The sequence below is a fragment of the Streptomyces cacaoi genome, assembly GCF_006539165.1.
Taxonomy (GTDB): Bacteria; Actinomycetota; Actinomycetes; order Streptomycetales; family Streptomycetaceae; genus Streptomyces; species Streptomyces cacaoi.
Window position 1 is genome coordinate 29,207 of sequence record NZ_BJMM01000027.1, and the last position, 18,293, is coordinate 47,499.

Genomic DNA, 18,293 nt, shown 5'->3' on the forward strand with positions numbered 1-18,293 from the left:
GCAGCGGCAGCGGCAGCGGCAGCGGCAGCGGCAAGAACAGCACGCACGGCAAGGATGGGGACGGAGCGCGAGTGATCCACGTAGCGGTGGTGGACGACGAGGCCCTCGTCCGGTCCGGCTTCGAGCTGATCCTGAACGCGGCGGAGGACATCCGCGTGGTGGCCACGGCGGCGGGCGCCGACGCCGTCGAGACGATCCGCAGCACCCGCCCCGACGTGGTCCTGCTGGACATCCGGATGCCGGATGTGGACGGCCTGACCGTGCTGCGCGAGGTCCGCACCCTCCCCGGAGCGCCGGTGGTGGCGATGCTGACGACCTTCGACGCGGACGAGTACATCCTGGCGGCGCTCCGCTCGGGCGCCGCCGGCTTCCTGCTCAAGGACACCGACCCGGAGCAGCTCGCCCAGCTCGTCCGCACGCTGGCGGCGGGCGGCGTGGTCATGTCCCCGAAGGCGTCCCGCGCGATCCTCGGCACGGCGCGTCCGCGGGAGGGCCGGGGCCCGGGGGAGGCGCCCGCCGGAGGCGACCCGGTCACCGCGCGGGTGAGCCGGCTGACGGCGCGGGAGCGGCAGGTGCTCGTCCTGGTCGCCGACGGCCTGTCCAACGCCGACATCGGCGCCCGTATCCATCTGAGCGCCGGCACGGTCAAGGACCATGTGAGCGCGATCCTCACCAAGCTCGGCGTGGGCAGCCGTGTGCAGGCCGCCCTCGTCGCACAGCGCGCCGGCCTGCTGGACGGGGAGCGATGACGGACGAGGAGGCCCCCGGGGCCGGGCCGCGGCAGCCGGGCGGGGAGAGCGGCCCGGCCGGCGGCCACCGCCCGGACGCGCCCGCTCCCCGGACCGGCCCCTGGACCCGCCGCTGGCGCCGGGTGCCCCCGGCCGGGGTGGACGCGGCGCTGGTCCTGCTCGCCTTCGTGGACGCCTACGTACCGCCGTTCGACCTGACCGCGGGCAACATCCTGTCCACGGCCGCCGCCTGCGGCGCCCTCGTGCTGCGCCGGCGCTTCCCCCTGGTGGTGTTCCTGGCCTCGCTGCCGGCCGCGCTGCTGCTGGACGTCGTCGTGGCGCCGATCGCCGCCCTGTTCACGCTCGCCGACCGGTCCCGCGACCGCCGGGTGATGGCGGCCTGCGCGTTCCTGTTCGCCGCCGTCTCCGCCGTACCGTGGCCGCTGTCGGCGTACACCCCGGACGAACAGACCTGGGCGCTCGTGGACTTCGTCTATCTGCTGGCCTCGGCGGCCGCGCCGGTGCTGCTCGGTCAGCTCGTCCAGGCCCGGCGCGATCTGTCCCGTCAGCTCGCCGAGACCGAGCAGGCGCGCGAGCACGAGCGGGCGCTGCACGCGCAGGCGGCCGTGGCCCGGGAACGCGCCCAGCTCGCACGGGAGATGCACGATGTCGTCTCGCACCAGGTCAGCCTGATCGCGGTGCGCTCGGCCGCGCTCCAGGTGGCAGCGCACGAGGCGGAGGCACGGGAGGCGGCCGGCACCATCCGCGCGCTCAGCGTCGACACGCTCGACGAGCTGCGCCACATGGTGACGCTGCTGCGTGCCTCCGGCGGCAGCGGCAGCGAGCTGACGCCGCAACCGCGGCTGGCGGATCTGCGCCGGCTGGTGGAGACCAGCGGCGTCGAGGCCGAACTGACCGGCTGTCTGCCCCCGGAGATCGGCACCCCGGCACAGCGCACCGTCTACCGCACCGTGCAGGAGGCGCTGACGAACGCACGCAAGCACGCGCCCGGCGCCCGCGCCACGGTCGAACTGTGGCGGGCGGAGGGCCGGTTCGGTGTGACGGTGGTCAACACCCCGCCCACCCGGCCCGGTCTGCCGCTGCCCGGCTCGCAGCAGGGCCTGCTCGGGCTGCGCGAGCGGGCCGAACTCCTCGACGCCGAACTGACCACGGGGCCCACGCCCGAGGGCGGCTTCCGGGTCCGGCTGAGCATCCCCGAGCGACACGGCTGACACCCGGCCACGACGGCGCGCAGCAGACCGGCCGACGAGGGCGGAACCGGACCGCCGCCCGCCGCACGCCACCCGCCGCACAACGGCTCGCAGCTTTGCACCGGCTCTGCACCGGCCCTGCACCGGCTCTGCACCGGCTCGGCGCAGGCCCGCACCGGCCGTCCGTCCCGCCCCGGGCTCAGAACAGGCTGAGCAGGGCCTCCGCCGGGTCCGCCGGGGCCGCGCCCTCCTCCGGCAGGGGCATCTGGAACCACACGGCCTTGCCGGACGGGGTACGCCTGCTGCCCCAGGAGGTGCTCAGCAGATCCACCAGTTGCAGACCGCGGCCGCCCTCGTCCGTGTCGTGCGCGCGCCGCCTGCGCGGCTGCACCTGCCCGGCGTCCCACACCTCGCACACCAGCGTCCGGTCCAGCAGCAGCCGCAGCCGGATGGTGCCCTCGCCGTACCGCAGCGCGTTGGTGACCAGCTCGCTCACCAGGAGTTCGGCGGTGTCCCCGAGGGCGTCCAACTGCCAGGCGGCCAGCTGTTCCCGGGCCAGCTCGCGGGCGCGCGCGACCGAGCGCGGCTCGGGCGGCAGCCGCCAGTCGCCGACGTGCGCCGGGTCGAGCCCGTGCACCCGCGCCATCAGCAGGGCGATGTCGTCCTCGCCGTGGTGCACGTTCAGGGTGCGCAGCACGCGGTCGGCGGCGTCCTCCAGCGGCGTGCCCGCACCGTCGAGCAGCGAACGCAGCGACTCCAGGCCCTCGTCGAGCGGATGGTCCCGCGACTCGACGAGCCCGTCGGTGTACAGCGCGAGCATCGCACCGTCCGGCAGCACGACCTCGATCTCCTCGAAGGGCTCGCCGCCGACGCCGAGCGGTACGCCCTTGGGCACCTCCAGCAGCAGCGCCCGCTCGTCCGGTTCGACGAGCACGGGCGGCAGATGCCCGGCGTTGGCGAAGGTGCACCGCCGTGAGACGGGGTCGTAGACGGCGTAGATGCAGGTGGCGAGGTAGACCTCGGAGCGGTCGGCGTCGCCGCCCCGCTGGGAGCGCGGGGTGCCGCCCAGCCCGCGGGCGATCTCGTCGAGGGCGCCGAGCACCTCCGCGGGCTCCATGTCGGTGAGCGCCAGCGTCCGTACGGCGGTGCGCAGTTCGCCCATGGCGACGGCGGAGCGCAGCCCGCGCCCCATCACGTCGCCGACGACGATCGCGGTGCGGTGCCCGGGCAGCTCGATGACGTCGAACCAGTCGCCGCCGACCTCGGTGGCCGGGTTGCCCGGCAGATAGCGGCAGGCGATGTCCAGGCCGGGCGCCTCCGGGTCGCCGGGCGGCAGGAGGCTGCGCTGGAGGATGAGCGCCCGCGCGTGCTCCCTGCGGTAGAGGCGTGCGTTGTCGATGCACACGGCGGCGCGTGCGGCCAGCTCGGCGGCCAGCGCGCCGTCCCGCTCGCCGAACGGCTCGCTGCCCTTGGCGCGGGAGAACTGCGCCAGCCCGAGCACCCGGTCCCTGGCCACCATCGGCACCGCGAGCGTCGACTGGACGACGGCGCCGAACTGCGCGGGCACGGTGCCGTCCTGCGCCTGGATGTTCTGCACCCGGCCGCTGCGCAGCGCCGCGGCGTACGGGGAGTGGTCGGCGTAGCAGTGGGTGGCGCCGACCTCGGCGGGCTGCCCCGCCTGGGCACCGCCCGGGCCGTCCCCGCCGCCCGCGCCGTCCGCGGCGCCGGTGCCCTCGGACTCGCGGCCGAACCCGTAGGGCGCGTCGGCGACGGCGCTGGCGAAGGCGACCCGGCGCAGCTCCCCGCTGGGCGCCCCGACGGGCCTGCGGCGGCGCGGCAGCCCCGCGGCGGTCCCGGTGCCTCGGGGCGCCCCGGCGGCACCGGCGGTTCCGGCTCCGTCCTCGGCTCCCTCGCGCGGGCCGACGGGCCGGGGCTCGTCCCCGGCGAGGACGTTCTCGTACAGATCGACGGAGGCGAGATCGCAGAACTGCGGTACGGCCACATCCAGCAGTTCGCGCGCGGTGGTCTCCAGGTCCAGCGAGTTGCCGATCCGGGCGCCCGCGGCGTTCAGCAGGGCAAGGGCACGCCGTACGTCGTCCTGCTTACCCGCCGCCTCCACTGGGATGTCGCTCAACGCCGCCCCTTCCACCTGCCGGTTCTCGCTCCGGTCCGAGCAGTGTGACAGCCCGGAGAGCCGTCCGGTCCCGCTCGTCCCGATCGCCGCACGCCGTTGCGGCCCGGGGCCGTTGCTCGCGGTCGCTCGCCGTGGCCCCGCTGCGCCCCGCCGTCGACGGGGCACCCTTCTCTCCTAACCAGCGAAGGCGGCACCGAACCCCAGGAGCATACGCAGGTGCCCCATACACCCGTACACCCGCTCGGACCTCCCGGTTTTCCGGGCGGGGCAGCGGTGTGCGGGCCACCGGACATCCGCCCGGAAGGTCCGGCCGCGTCCGGTTTGGCAGGCGCCATCTCCCGTCAGGGGAGCACCAGTTCGAACCACACCGTCTTGCCGGACGGACCGTGCCGGGTGCCCCAGCGGTGCGAACCGCTCGCCACGAGCTGAATTCCCCGGCCGCCCTCCTGCTCCGTGCTGACGGCCCGCTCCCGCGGCGGCTCGTGCAGCGGATCGGAGACCTCGACGGTCAGCACGCTCACCCCCGCGCCGGACGGGCGCGGCACATCGCGCACCAGACGCACCCCGATGGGGCCGTGCGCATACCGCAGCGCATTGGTCACCAACTCGCTGACCAGCAGTTCCGCGGTGTCCTGCACCGCGTGGAGCTGCCAGGAGGCCAGCGTCGCGCGGACCGCCTCGCGGGCCCGGCGCACCGCGTAGCTGCCCGTGTCGAACGACCAGGAGGCGGCCGTCCCGGGCGGCAGCCCGCCCAGCCGGGCCACCAGCAGCGCGACATCGTCCTCCGTCATCGGCGTCTCGCCCGACGCCGGCTCCTGACCGGACCGCCGCAGACTGGCGATCATCGCGTTGCAGGTCTCCTGGATACCGCCGCAGGCCGTCCTCCGCGCTTCGCCCGGACACGGGCCCGACAGCAGCGAGCGCAGCCGCTCGATGCCCTCGCTGATGTCCTCGCCCCGCAGCTCCACCAGGCCGTCGGTGTACAGGACGAGCACGCTGCCCTCGTCGACCTCCAGCTCCACGGCCTCGAACCCGCCGGGCCCCGCCGTCTGCGGCCCGACCCCCAGCGGCATCCCGGGCGGCAGGTCGAGCGTCCGCGTCCGGCACACCTCGGGGCCCCCGTCGTCGGACGGCTCCCGGACGACCAGCAGCGGCGGCACGTGCCCGGCCCGCGCCAGGGTCAGCAGCCCGCGCCGGTCCCCGGCGGCGGTGGGCGCCGGCTCGTACACCGCGTACAGACAGGTGGCCATGAGCGGGTCGCCGGCCGGGGAGAGATCGTCGCCGAGGTCGCTGACCCGGGCGAGCAGCTCGTCCGGCCGCAGGTCCAGCCCGGCCAGGGTGCGCACGGCGGTGCGCAGCCGTCCCATCGTGACGGCGGAGTGCAGCCCGTGGCCCATCACGTCGCCGACGACGAACGCGACCCGCCCGCCGGGCAGCGCGATCACGTCGAACCAGTCCCCGCCCACCTCGGTACCGCTGGCCCCCGGCACATACCGGGAGGCCACCTGCACCCCGGGCGGCTCGGGGATGTGCTGGGGCAGCAGACTGCGCTGGAGCATCAGCGCGCCCTCGCGCTCCCGCGCGTACAGCCGCGCGTTGTCCAGCGAGGTGCCCGCCCGGTCGGCCAGCTCCAGACCGAGCGCGAGATCGTCCCTGTCGTAGGACTCCCGCTCGCCCGACCGGCTGACCAGCAGCAGCCCCAGCACGGTGCCGCGCGCCCGCAGCGGGACGGCCAGCAGCGAGTGGATGCCGAGGTCGAGCAGCGCGTCCACACGCGGGTCGCCGGTGCGGGCGGCGCCCCGGATGTCCTTGGGGGACGCGGCCAGCAGGGCTTCGCCGGAGGCGAGCACACGGCCGAGGAACGAGCCGGGCCGGAAGACCGTCTCGGCGCCGATCCGCAGCAGCCTGTCGACGCGCTCCCCGCTGTAGCGCGCCGCGACGCCCGCCTGGTGGACGGGCGTTCCGGTGGGGATGACGGGGCTGGGCAGATCGCCTCCCCGCACCACCTCACCGCGCAGCTGCACCACCGCGTAGTCGGCGAACTGCGGCACCAGCGCGGAGGCGAGCGCCTGCGCGACGGCCCGCACGTCCAGCAGATCGCCGAGCGCGACACCGACCTGGTCGAGCAGCGCCAGCCGCCCCCGCGCGGCCTCGACCTTGTTGAGCGCCTCCAGCCGCTCGGTGATGTCCATGACGGTGCAGCTCACCCCGAGCACCTCGCCGCACGGATCGGTCAGCCTGCTGTAGGAGACCGAGCGCGCCCCCTTGCCGTCGGGCGCCGAGGTCACCATGTCGACGACCGACCGCCCCGTCTCCAGCACCGTCGACTGCACCCGGAGGATCTCGTCGGCCATCCCGGCGGGCAGCACATCGGCCACGGTCCTGCCGAGCATCTGCTCCCCGGCGGACCGGTTGAGCCGGACGAGGGCCTCGTTGAACCGCACGAACCGCTTCTCGGTGTCGAACAGCGCGATCCCCAGCGGCGAGGAGGCGAACAGCGCGTCCAGCGCCGCCAGATCGTGCTCGACGGCCCGCAGCCTGCTGGCCTCGACGATGTTGGCCAGCACGAAGGGGTTCCCGTCGGTGTCCCGGAGCAGCGAGGCCCGCCCCTCGACCTCCACGAGGTGGCCCTCCCGGTGCCGGACGTACATCATCCCGCGCCACCCGTGGGTCCGGACGAGCACCTCGCGCCGCTCCTCGGCCCCGCCCTCGATGAACTCCTCGATGTCCCGCCCGATCACCTCGGCGGCGGACCAGCCGAGGATGTCCTCCGTCTTCGGGCTCCACAGCGTCACCGTGCCGCGGCCGTCCAGCATGACGATCCCGACCCGCAGGGTGTCCAGCAGCGAGGACCCCGGGCCGTCCGGAACCCGCGGGCTCCCGGCCGCCGGCTCGGCGGACCGGGCGCCCTCGGGGCCCTCGGCGGGATCGCTGCTGCTCACGCTGCCACTCCCCCGTGTCGGAGAACGGGTCGGGCTGTCCCACCCCGGACGAACTTCCGATAGCAGGACAATTATCAACGTATCCGAGCAGCCCGACACCGCACGTCCGGGAGCGGCCCCGCCCGCTCACCGTCCGTGCCCGGACTCACCCCCGTAGGCCGACTCCAGGTGCTCCAGATGCTCGACCAGGTAGTCGTCGCCCGGCGCCGCTCCCGCGCCGTCGTCCGCGCCGGTGGCTCCCGCTCCCCGTCCCCCCAGCCGCTCGGCCAGATGCAGGGCTTCCGCCCGGGTGGCATAGCTGCCGACGCGGTAGCGGTTCCCGTTCGCGTCCTGGCGAACGACCTGCCACGGCAGCACCGCGTTGCTGTCGCCGCTCACATGTCGCATATGCCGGAGCCTACGCCCGACGTTCACGCACCGCATTCGGCTTTGCACAACGGGCCAGTTTTTTCGCCCACACGTTCCCCCGCCACACCCCGCAGCGCTCACCTTCCGTGACGGCTTTCCGCGACACGACCCGCGCAGCCCGCCCTCACAGCTGGGGCCCCGTGGCCGTCCCTCACGGGTGACGGCCACGGGGCCCCTGAGCACCGCACCGGCGGACCGGCGCGCGGATTCAGCGCACCGGCAGGTGATAGGCGATCCGGAAGCGGTCGGCGGGGACGACGACGTCCGCCGTCTCCACCGCCCGCTTCCCCGCGAAGAACGTCCGCGCGACGACGAGCACCGCGTGCCCCGGCACCCCGCCCAGCGCCGCGGTCTCCTCCGCCCGGCCGGGACGCGTACCGACCTCCTCGGTGACGTTGTCCACCACCAGATCGATCGCCGCCATCCGCTCGACGACGCCGCGGCCCGCCAGCGGCCCCTCCTCCGGGAGCATCACCGGCGTACGGCCCGTCACCGACAGCGGCTCCCAGGAGGTGGACAGCATCGCCGCGTCCCCGTCCACCCGGAACACGTACCGGGTGCGCATCACCCGCTCGCCCGGAGCGAGATCCAGCCGGTCCGCGATTGCGGGCGCCGCGTCCTCCTGCTCGCTGTGCGACTCCCAGGTGCCGCGCACCCGTTCGTCGGACTGCTCCTGCCGGAAGGGCGTGCACTCGCTCATCGTGCGATAGCCGGTGCGGGCGATACGGCGGGGCGCCGGCACCTCCCGCACATACGTCCCCGAGCCGGACCGGCCCTCCACCAGGCCCTCCGCCATGAGCACCTTGCGCGCCTCCAGCGCGACGGTGTCCGAGACGCCGTACTCCTCGCGGATACGGGCCTGCGAGGGAAGCCGCGCGTGCGGCGGGAGCGAACCGTCGGCGATCTTCTTCCGGAGATCCGAGGCGACGCGCAGATAGGCGGGCTGCTCACCGAATGGCACGTTGTGCCCTCCCCGTTCGGCACTCGGTCCCGGCGTCCGGCACTGCGGACCCCGGCACCCGGGTTGACAGACAGCAACAGCTTGACAACACAGCGTTGTTGACCGCAACAAACGGCCAACGTTTCACCCGATGTGATGAGTTGCTGCTCAGAAGCGCACCGAAGTGAACGCTTTCTCGTCAGCCTCCGCTGAAGAAACGGTCCGTCGCCGGAAGGACAGGTTCCGACTGGGCGAACTCCCGCGAAAAAAGCCGGAGTTCGACGCAATCCGGCGCACGGGCCGACCGCCCCCGCCCGCCACTCGATGCGCACACACCGCCGGGCCCGGACCCCCGGCCCACCGGAACCCCGGACCGGCTCCCGGACCCGGCCGAACCCCGCTCCCCGCCTGGCCCTCGATCCCGGCCGAGCCCCGGGGCCGAGCCCGCCCCGCCCCCGGACTCACTCCTCGACGGCCTCCCGCCGGGCCCCGCCCGGACGCTCCGCCTCTCCCGCGCCGCCCGCGCCGCCCGCCTCCATGGCGAACAGGACCATCGTGGCGCTGACCCGCACCGCGCCCGGCGTACCCGCGGGCAGGGCGCTCTCGTGCAGCTCCTCGCCCAACTCGTCCGCGCGCCGCCGGATCCGCTCCCACACCTCCGGCTCCAGCCAGACCTCGGCGTCCGTCATCTCCCCGGGCACCGCCGTGTCCCGCTGGGCCGTGCGCCGCCGCAGCTCCGTGGCGAGCGCGCCCGCCAGCGCGAGATAGGCGTCCACGCCCTCCGCCGGGCCCCGGCCGACCTTCGGACCGGTGCGCGGATCGTGCCGGTACCGCTTGGCCGTGCCGCCGCGCACCGACTCCTCGCCCACCGCGTCGACGAGCCCCGCGGCGTGCAGCCGGCGCAGGTGGTAGCTCACATTCGCCTGCGACTGGCCCAGCACCCGCGCCGCCTCCGCCGCGCTGTGGGCCCGGCCCGTCAGCAGGGACAGCAGCCGCAGCCGCAGCGGATGCGCCAGGACACGCAGACCGACGACGGTGTCCGCAGCCGCCCCGCCGGGGCCGCGCCCCGCCTCTTCCCCCGCGTCGCGTCCCGCCGGGGACGCACCGCCGCCGGCGTCCGCCGTCGGCTCCGCCGGCTCGCGGGCCGCCGCACGCTCGGGGTTCTCGGGTTCGGACACGCGGCCCAGTGTGCCTCAGCCGTGACAGAGCGCCTCAGCCGCCGGGCAGCACCGCACCACCGCCCGGCCCGCCCTCGGTGCCCGCCGCACCCGGAGACTCACGGCCCGCGCCCGGGTCCGGATCCCCCTTCGCACCCGGGGCCGCACCCGAGCCCGTGCTGCCGGTGCCCGTCGTCAGCCCGCGCACCTCGCGGCTGCTCAACGCCGCCGCCGTGGCCACCACGACGAGCAGCACCCCGCCGAGCAGCGCCGCGCGCGTCCCGAACCGCTCGGCGAGCGGGCCCGCCGCCATCTCACCGACCGGCAGCGCCAGCGTCGAGCCCAGTGCGTCGTAGGAGTAGACGCGCGCCAGCCGCGCCGGCGGGACGTTCTCCTGGAGCGAGACGTCCCAGGCGACGCCGAACTGCTCGATGGCGATCCCGTTGATGAACATCGCCGCCGACAGCAGCCACACCTCCGCCGGTTGAGCCAGCGCGAGCAGCGGCAGCGCGTCCAGCGCGACGACGGCCACACCGATCCGCAGGGCGTGACGTGCCCGCGACCGCGCCACCAGCAGCCCGCCGGCCAGGGCACCCGCCATCTGCGCGGCCAGTACGAGGCCCCAGGCCGTCCGCCCGAACGTGGCATCGGCGACGGTCGGCCCCAGCACCTGGACGCCGCCCGCCGCCACCGCGTTCACCACGAAGAACTGCGCCACGACGACCCACACCCAGGTACGCGAGGCGAACTCCCGCCATCCCTCGCGCAGTTCGTGCCACGGCCGGGCACGCCCCACCGGAACCGGAACCGGAACCGGAACCGCACCACTGGAAGCCGCCCCACGACCGGAGCGCAACGCACGCCCGGCGAGCCGGTAGCCGACGGCAGCGGCGAGAAAGGCCGCGGCGTCCAGCACCATGCCCCAGCCGGGGCCGACGACCGCGGCGAGCAGACCGCCCAGCGAGGTACCGGCGATCATCCCGGCGTTCATCCCCATCCGGGACAGCGCGTTGGCCCGCCGCAGCGCACCGGCGGACACCGTCAACGGGATCAGCGCGGACGAGGCAGGGACGGAGACCGCCGAAGCGGCGCCCTGCACCGCACCGAGCAGCATCAACACCGCGAGCGGCGACCGCCCCGCCAGCACGGCGGCCCCCACCGCGCCCTGCACCAGCGCCGCCAGCAGCGCCGCGCCCTGGAGCACCAACGCCCGGGGCAGCCGGTCCGCCAGCACACCGCCGAACAGCAGCAGTACGACGTTGCAGACCGAGCGGACCCCGACGACCAGCCCCACCTCCACGGCCGAGCCCCCCGCGTCGAGCACGGCGAACGCGAGCACCACCGGAGCCATGGAGTTCCCGAACCAGCTCAGCGAGCGGGCCAGGACCAGCCGACGAAAGGCCGGAGTCAACACCGTCACACCCCGAGTCTGCGGCGCCGGCCCATGACCGTCAAACAGTTATTTGGTGGTGGGGTGGATGGGGGCGTGAGCCGGTCCGGGCGGGCGCGGGCACGCGGAAGCGTGCGGGACGCGGAAGCGTGCGGGACGCGGAAGCGTGCGGGACGCGGAAGCGTGCGGGACGCGGAAGCGTGCGGCGCGCAAGTACGAGGCATACGGGCGCGGGTACGTCGGTGCGCAGGCACGTCCGGTGCGCGGGACGTCCGATGCGCGGGACGTCCGATGCGCGGGCACGTCCGGTGCGCAGACGCGAAAACGCGTGCGTCGCGGGAAGAACGGCGGAAACGTCTGTGTCCCGGGAACGTCGCCGGAACGAGGGCAAGTCGGTGCGGGGGGGGGTGGGCACCCGTTCGACACGGTGGCCCTGCGCGGTGCCGCACCGACACCTACGCTCGGTACGCACCGTCGCCGAGCACTGCACTCCCCCACCGCGCGCCCGGTGCGCACGGCACGGGCGCCCCGTCCGGAGGCACACCATGGACAACAGCGTCACCACGGTCCTGCGCGGGCTGGAGAGCATCCGCTCCGACGTCGAGGAGTTCTACAAGGACCTCCACGCCCACCCGGAGCTGGGCCTCCAGGAGCACCGGACGGCGGGGAAGGCCGCCGCGGCGCTGCGGGACCTCGGCTACGAGGTGACCGAGGGCATCGGCGGCACCGGCGTCGTCGGCGTACTGACCCGGGACGGCCGGAAGGGCCAGGACGGCACGGAGAACCGGGACGGCCGGGAGGAGGGTCGCGCGGGCCCCACCGTGCTGCTCCGTGCCGACATGGACGCCCTGCCCGTGCGGGAGCGGACCGGACTGCCGTACGCCTCGACGGCCACCACCACCGACCGCGAGGGCCACGAGCAGCCGGTGATGCACGCCTGCGGCCACGACATCCATGTGGCCTGCATGACCGGCTTCGCCCGCCTGATGGCCCAGGCCCCCGAGGGCGCCTGGCACGGCACCCTCGTCGTCCTCCTCCAGCCGTCGGAGGAGGACGGCGCCGGGGCCCGAGCCATGATCGACGACGGGCTGACCGACCGGGTGCCCCGGCCGGACGTGGTGCTGGCGCAACACGTGCTGCCCTATCCGGCCGGCCAGGTGGGCACCCGGGCGGGCGCCTTCCTCTCGGCCGCCGACAGCCTCCGCATCACCCTGCACGGGCGCGGCGGGCACGGCTCGGCCCCGCAATCGACGGTCGACCCGGTGGTGCTCGCCGCGATGTGCGTGGTGCGGCTGCAAACGGTGGTCTCCCGGGAGGTGGGGGCGACCTCGCCCGCGGTCGTCACCGTCGGCCGGATCCGGGCGGGTTCGGGCCCGAACGTCATCCCGGACCAGGCCGAACTGGAGCTGAACGTCCGCACCTACGATCCGGCCGTGCGCCGCCGTGTGCTGGACGCCGTCGAGCGCATCGTCCGAGCCGAGTGCCAAGCCTCCGACGCGCCGCAGGAGCCGGAGTTCGAGCAGCTGACCCGGTTCCCGCCGACCGTCAACGACGACGAGGTCACGGCCACCGTCGCCCGCGCCTTCACCGACTGCTTCGGCGACGACGCCCGCACCTTCGGCCTCCAGACGGCCAGCGAGGACCTCAGCGAGATCCCCGCTGCCTTCGGCGTCCCCTTCACCTACTGGGGCTTCGGCGGTACCGACCCCGACCGCTACGCGACCGCCGAACAGAACGGCACCCTCGACCGCGACATCCCCACCAACCACAGCCCCACCTTCGCCCCACTCCCCCAACCCACCCTGGACACCGGCATCAAGGCCCTCACCGCAGCGACCCTGGCCTGGCTGGGCGACGGGGGCTGAACCGGGGGGAAAGCGGCGCCGGAGGCCTGAGCGGCGCACGCGCCGTCGGCCACTTCCGGCCACCGCGCCCACCCGAGCGCCCCCGGCCCGACGGTGGTCCGGTGACGCCGCGTACGGGCGCCACCCGGCGGACCTGCCCCTGTTCCGACGGGTGGCGCCCGTACGCCTACGGTGTGTGCCCGCTTTCTGCCCGACCGCCCCACGACCTGCGCGAACAGGGCCGTGCCGAAGCGACCGAATCGCACCGCCGCCGGCTCCCGCCACCTCTGGGAGCGTGGTGTCACGCGAGTGCCGGACGCGGGCCCCAGGGCGAGGGAGGACCGGGATGCCGAACCACACCAGGCCGGAGCGTGAAGTCAGGGGCGGCCTGCCCGGGTACGCCTATGCGGGCTCGGGCGTGCACACCGCGACGGGCAACTTCACCCGGTCCGAGACCGACTTGCCCATGCCGGACGCCCTGCTGAGCTGGTGGCGGACCTACAACTCCCGCGCCGCACACGAGGGAGGACCGGCGCCCGGCTGGACCCACGCCCTCAGCTCGTGGCTGGAGCCCGTCGGGCCGGGGGCGGCCGGGCAGGACGTGCCCCCGGACGCGCAGGAGCCGGAACCGCGGACGGAGCCACCGGCCGTCGTCCTCCACGACCCGCACGGCCGCGCCCTCACCTTCCGCCGCCGCGAGGACGGTTCGTACGAGCGCCCGCAGGACATCGACGCGGACCTGTACGACGCGGACGACGGCTGGGTGCTGCGCTGGTTCCACGGCGAGACCTGGGAGTTCGGCACCGGGGGAAGCCTGCTGGCTCTGCGCGACGACGGCAGGTCCGTGACCCTCCACTACGAGCACGGCCGCCTCGGCCGGGCCGTCCACTCGACCGGCCGCCGGCTGGAGTTGGAGTACGGCGAGGCCAGCCGCCTCACCTCCGTGACCAGCGACGACGGCCGCTCGGTGCGCTACGTCCACGACGACGGCGGCAGACTCCGCGAGGTGCGTGCCCCCGGCGGCGCGACCACCGTGTACGCCTCGGACGACGAGGGCCGGATCACCCGCGTCACCGACCCCGACGGCGTGGTGCTCCTGGCCAACTCCTACGACGAGCACGGCCGGGTGGCCCGGCAGGAGCTCGCGGGCGCCGGCGCGCTGCACTTCGCCTACGAGGAGCACGCCGCCGATGACCGCACCCCGCACGGCCGTTCCCGCACGACCGTGACGCACGAGCCCTCCGGCGCCGAGAGCGTGTACGTGCACGGTCCGGACCACCGCACCGTGCGCGCGACGGACGCGCTGGGCCACACCAGCACCATGGCCTACGACGCAGACGGCCGCCTCGTGCGCGCCGAACTCCCCGGCTCGGGCCGCCTGGAGAGGGTGTACGAGGACGGCGCGCTCGTCTCCGCCACCGTCGCGGGTTCCACCACGCGCTACCGCTACGACGCGCACCGCCGGCCGACCGAACTGACCGGCCCCGTGGGCGACACGACCCGCTACGGCTACGAGGGCAGCGGCCATCTGCCCACGACGGTCACGGGGCCGGACGGCTCCGTCACCCGCTTCGAGGTCCGCGACGGCCTGATCGTCTCCCGCTCCGGCCCTTCCGGCGACACCGTGCGCTACACCTACGACGGCCTTCGCAACCTGGTCGAGGAGACCGCGGCGGACGGCCGACGCACCCGCTACGGCTACGACGACGCCGGCCGCCGCAACCGGATCGAGGAGCCGACGGGCGAGTCGACGACCCTCACATTCGACGACGCGGGACGCCCGGTCGCCGTCACCGGCAGCGACGGCACCACCGTCACCCGCACCTGGTCGGCCGCCGGACGCCTGCTGGACCACTCCGACGCGGAAGGCGAACGCACCGTCCACCGCTACGACTCCGCGGGCCGGCTCGTGTCCCGTACGGACCGGGAAGGGCTGGAGACCACCTACGAGTACGACACCTCCGGACGGCCGGCGGGGCTGGTGCAGCCGGACGGGGTGCGGGTCACGGCCCGGTTCGACGCGGTGGGCCGCGTCGTCGCGGTGGACCAGCCCGATGCCGGCACCACCGCTTTCACCTACGACGCCGCGGGCAACCGGACCGCCGTCCGCACCCCGCAGGGCACCTCGTCCGCCACCTACGACGAGCGCGGCAATCCCGTCTCCGTCACCGCGCCCGGCGGCGCCACCACCACCTTCGCCTACGACGCGGCCGACCGGCTGACCGGGCGGACCGACCCGTCCGGCGCGCACTGGGGCATCGCCTACGGCACCGCGCACCGCACCCTCACCCGCACCGGCCCGGACGGGGCGCGCAGCACCGAGATCCGGGACGCCGACGGGCGCACCACCGCCACCATCGACGCGCTGGGCCGGCGCACCGAGTACCGGCACGACGCCGACGGCCATGTACGCGAGGTCGTCGACCCGGAGGGCGGGCGCACCCGCTTCGTCCGGGACGGCCTGGGCCGCGCCGTCGCCCGCACCACCCCGGCCGGGCTCACCACCCGCTTCGAGTACCGCGACGGCCGGCTGGTCGCCGTCACCGACCCGCGCGGCTGGATCACCCGCTACCGCTACGACCGCAACGGCCGCCGGACCAGGGTGATCACCCCCTCCGGCGCCACCACCTGCTACGCCTACAACAAGCGTGGCGCGCTGACCCGCGTCACCGACCCGCGCGGCGGCGTGACCACCTACAGCTACGACGCGCGCGGCAATCTGACCAAGGTCGTGGACGCCAAGGGCGTGGCCACCACCTACGCCTACGACAGGGCGGGGCGGCGCGTGTCCGTCACCGATCCGCTGGGGCGCACGACCCGGCGCGCCTTCGACGCCCAGGGCCGGCTCGCCTCGGTCACCAGCCCGGCCGGCGACACGGTGCACTTCGCGTACGACGAGGCGGGCCTACTGGTGCGGCGCTGGACGGACGAGGGCGACGAGGTCGGCTACACCTACGACCACGCCGGCCGCCGCACCGCCATGCGGGACAGCAGCGGCACCACCAGGTACGCCTACGACGCGTACGGACGGCTGACGTCGGTGACCTGGCCGTCGGACGCCACCTACCGCTGGGAGTACGACGCGGCCGGCCAACTGCGCACGCTCACCTACCCGGACGGCGCGCACGTCCACTACCGCTTCGACCTCAACGGCCGGCTGGCCGCGCTGCGGGACTCACAGGCAGGGGAAGCCGTGTACGCGGTGGATCCCGACGGCCGGCTGCTCACCGAGCAACTGCCGGGCGGCTGGGCACGCCGGTACGCGTACGAGGGCGGGCTGCTGTCCTCGTTCAGCGAGCTGCGCTCCGGCGGGGTGCGCGCGGCACACGTCACGCTCACCCGGGACAGCGAAGGCCGGATCGTGCGGCACGAAGAGGACGGCGTCGTACGGGAGTTCGCCTACGACCCGGTCGGCCAGCTCGTGGCCGAGAGCCTGGACGGCCCCGGAGGCCGGACCCGGACCGACCTCGGCTACGACATCGCCGGCAACCGCACCATGACCGTCACCGACGGCACCGCCACCCGCTGTCTGTACGACGCGGCCGACCAGTTGACCGCCGTCGAGACCGCCGGCCGCCACATCCGCTACGGCTACGACGGAGCCGGCCGGCTCGTCGACGCGGACGACGGCGAACTCCGGCAGCACCTCACCTACAACGGCTTCCACCACCCCGTCCGCGCCGTCACCAGCCGCGCCTGGGCCGTCGAACGCACGGACATGGAGTACAACGGCGACGGCTTCCTGGTGCACTGGCGCAACCGCACCGGCGACGACGACGCACCGCACACCGACGTCCGCTACCAGTGGACGACCGGCGACGCGGTGCCCCAGATCCTGCACCAGCAGGTCCGCACGGACGTGCCGCAGAGCAGCAACACCGCCCCGCCGGGCCGCGACCTGGCCACCGCACGCTTCACCTACGGCTACGCCCGGACCTTCGCCACGACCGCCCACGGCTCGGTCAACTTCGCCCGCGACGCCTATGGTTCGGCCGTCCCCACGCGCGCGACCCTGCCGTGGGTGCAGGACGGGCCCCACGACGGATTCGGCGCGGCCGCGGGGGCCCAGCCGCTGCCCGAACCGCACCTGTCCGCACGGATACCGCGCTTCGGCTACCGCGGGGAGCTCGGTTTCGGTCCCGTCCTCAACCTCCGCGCCCGGCACTACGACACCACGCTGGGCCGCTTCACCACCCGCGACCCGGTCTCCGTCCTCGGCGCGGGCACGCTCCGGAGCCACCCGTACGTCTACGCGCTCAACGACCCGCTGAACCGGACGGACCCGCAGGGCACCTGGTCGACACCGGTACCGGCCGCCGCCCAGCTGGTCGGCAGCGTGCTGCGGCAGGCCGCCACCGGGTGCAGCGGGTGCGGGAACCCGGGCAACGGCATCGAGTCGCACAAGAAGTGCTTCCAGGGCAGGACGTGCCTGCACACCCGCGGCTACTTCACCGAGGAGCAGCTCGACGCCGACCACGACGCACTGGTCGATCTGTGGCACAGCGGCCGCAAGGAAGCCATGGGCCACGCGATGGCCCTGTACGAACTGAACGGCCGCAAGCAGGGTTTCTGGCGCGGTCTCGGCGAGGACCTCGGCATGGGCCGCGCCATCAGCGAGGACGTCGACTGGGAGGTGGGCACCAGGTCCAAGGCCGACCCGCCGCCGTGGTTCCGGATCGACATCCTCGTCGACGAGGAGAACATGCTGGAGGTCAAGCAGTACAAGGGCGGCGCGGCCTACTGGGAGGTCGAACAGCAGCTGGACAGCTACCTGTTGAACGGCGCGGTGCTGAACCTGGTGCTCCACAAGGGCAAGGACCTGGAGGACTGGGCCGACTCGATCGACGTCATCACCGGGCTGCACTGGCCCTGGAGCGAGGAGATCGTCTACGTCTGGGGCATGGGCAACACCGCCGGCCACATCTACCTGGACAAGGACGACGACGATCGGCTGAACGACGAAATGAAGGGCAGGGCCGACGACGCCCGCAGGGAACGCGAGCACAAGCAGAGCATGCAGGACCCGTTCTTCCCCCTCCCCATCCCGATCCGCGTGCCCCCGGTGGTACCGGTGTAGCGGAGCGGCACGGAAGGAGCAGCAGATGCCGGACGGCGTCGACATCACCCGCGCCCTGCGGGACGCACTGCACGAGTACGCGGACGTCACCTTCCGCATCGCGTCCACCGCCCCGGACGACCGGCTCGTCCCCGCCGTACGCGCCGTCTGGCACGCGCTGTGGGAGGTGGGCCCGGGCGGCGAGGTGACCCCCTCCTACGTGTCCGACCCGGTGAGCGCCGAGCCCGGCACCTGGAAGATCACCGTAGATTTCGGACACGTCCCCCGGGACGACCGCACCCGCACCCCTGACCTGCTGGCCGACCTCCTCCACCACCACGAAGCCACCCCCGCAACCCTGGACACCACCCACCTCACCCCCGAAGAACACACCCTCTACCGAAACCCACCGGCATCCTCCCCCGAGGACCTTCCACCGGTGGGCGAACCGCGGATGCGTCGTTAGGCGGTGAGGCGGCGCGT

The 18,293-nt window shown here is 74.4% G+C and carries 11 protein-coding genes; 5 read left to right on the plus strand and 6 right to left on the minus strand.

The features are described 5' to 3' along the window. The first annotated feature begins 71 nt into the window (after positions 1–71). Positions 72–749 (plus strand): response regulator, encoded by a 678-nt coding sequence (locus SCA03_RS22800; RefSeq protein WP_086818164.1) that lies wholly within the window; start codon positions 72–74, stop codon positions 747–749. Further along, on the plus strand, positions 746–1,960 hold the full coding sequence (locus tag SCA03_RS22805; RefSeq protein WP_141275619.1) for a sensor histidine kinase: 1,215 nt from the start codon (positions 746–748) through the stop codon (positions 1,958–1,960). The genes SCA03_RS22800 and SCA03_RS22805 overlap by 4 nt, the downstream gene beginning before the upstream one ends. 178 nt (positions 1,961–2,138) lie before the next feature. Here SCA03_RS22805 and SCA03_RS22810 read toward each other — a convergent pair whose 3' ends face one another. The 6 genes from SCA03_RS22810 to SCA03_RS22835 form a co-directional block, all read right to left on the minus strand. Then, the gene (locus tag SCA03_RS22810) at positions 2,139–4,073 is read right to left on the minus strand and encodes an ATP-binding SpoIIE family protein phosphatase (RefSeq protein ID WP_086814930.1); all 1,935 of its coding nucleotides are present in this window, start codon (positions 4,071–4,073) and stop codon (positions 2,139–2,141) included. Between the two features lie 341 nt (positions 4,074–4,414). Beyond that, positions 4,415–7,015: a SpoIIE family protein phosphatase gene (locus SCA03_RS22815; protein ID WP_230988860.1), complete on the minus strand. Its 2,601-nt coding sequence runs from the start codon at positions 7,013–7,015 to the stop codon at positions 4,415–4,417. A gap of 126 nt (positions 7,016–7,141) precedes the next feature. Beyond that, entirely contained in the window at positions 7,142–7,402 is a 261-nt protein-coding gene (locus SCA03_RS36430) for a hypothetical protein (RefSeq protein WP_078875082.1), read from the minus strand. 229 nt (positions 7,403–7,631) lie between these two features. Continuing rightward, positions 7,632–8,384, minus strand: a complete 753-nt coding sequence (locus SCA03_RS22825; RefSeq protein WP_030885353.1) for a GntR family transcriptional regulator — start codon at positions 8,382–8,384, stop codon at positions 7,632–7,634. Between the two features lie 440 nt (positions 8,385–8,824). Continuing rightward, entirely contained in the window at positions 8,825–9,541 is a 717-nt protein-coding gene (locus SCA03_RS22830) for a helix-turn-helix domain-containing protein (protein ID WP_211293513.1), read from the minus strand. Positions 9,542–9,575: 34 nt separating this feature from the next. Further along, positions 9,576–10,940 carry an MFS transporter gene (locus tag SCA03_RS22835; RefSeq protein ID WP_141275620.1) on the minus strand — a complete coding sequence of 455 codons (1,365 nt, stop codon included), beginning with the start codon at positions 10,938–10,940 and terminating at the stop codon, positions 9,576–9,578. A 515-nt stretch (positions 10,941–11,455) separates the two neighbouring features. Between SCA03_RS22835 and SCA03_RS22840 the strand changes: the two genes are divergently transcribed. From SCA03_RS22840 to SCA03_RS22850, 3 genes are all read left to right on the plus strand, one after another. Further along, entirely contained in the window at positions 11,456–12,775 is a 1,320-nt protein-coding gene (locus tag SCA03_RS22840) for an amidohydrolase (protein WP_086814934.1), read from the plus strand. 325 nt (positions 12,776–13,100) lie between these two features. Continuing rightward, entirely contained in the window at positions 13,101–17,831 is a 4,731-nt protein-coding gene (locus SCA03_RS22845; RefSeq protein ID WP_086814933.1) for an RHS repeat-associated core domain-containing protein, read from the plus strand. Between the two features lie 25 nt (positions 17,832–17,856). Then, positions 17,857–18,276, plus strand: a complete 420-nt coding sequence (locus tag SCA03_RS22850; RefSeq protein ID WP_086814932.1) for a hypothetical protein — start codon at positions 17,857–17,859, stop codon at positions 18,274–18,276. The last annotated feature ends 17 nt before the right edge of the window (positions 18,277–18,293 follow it).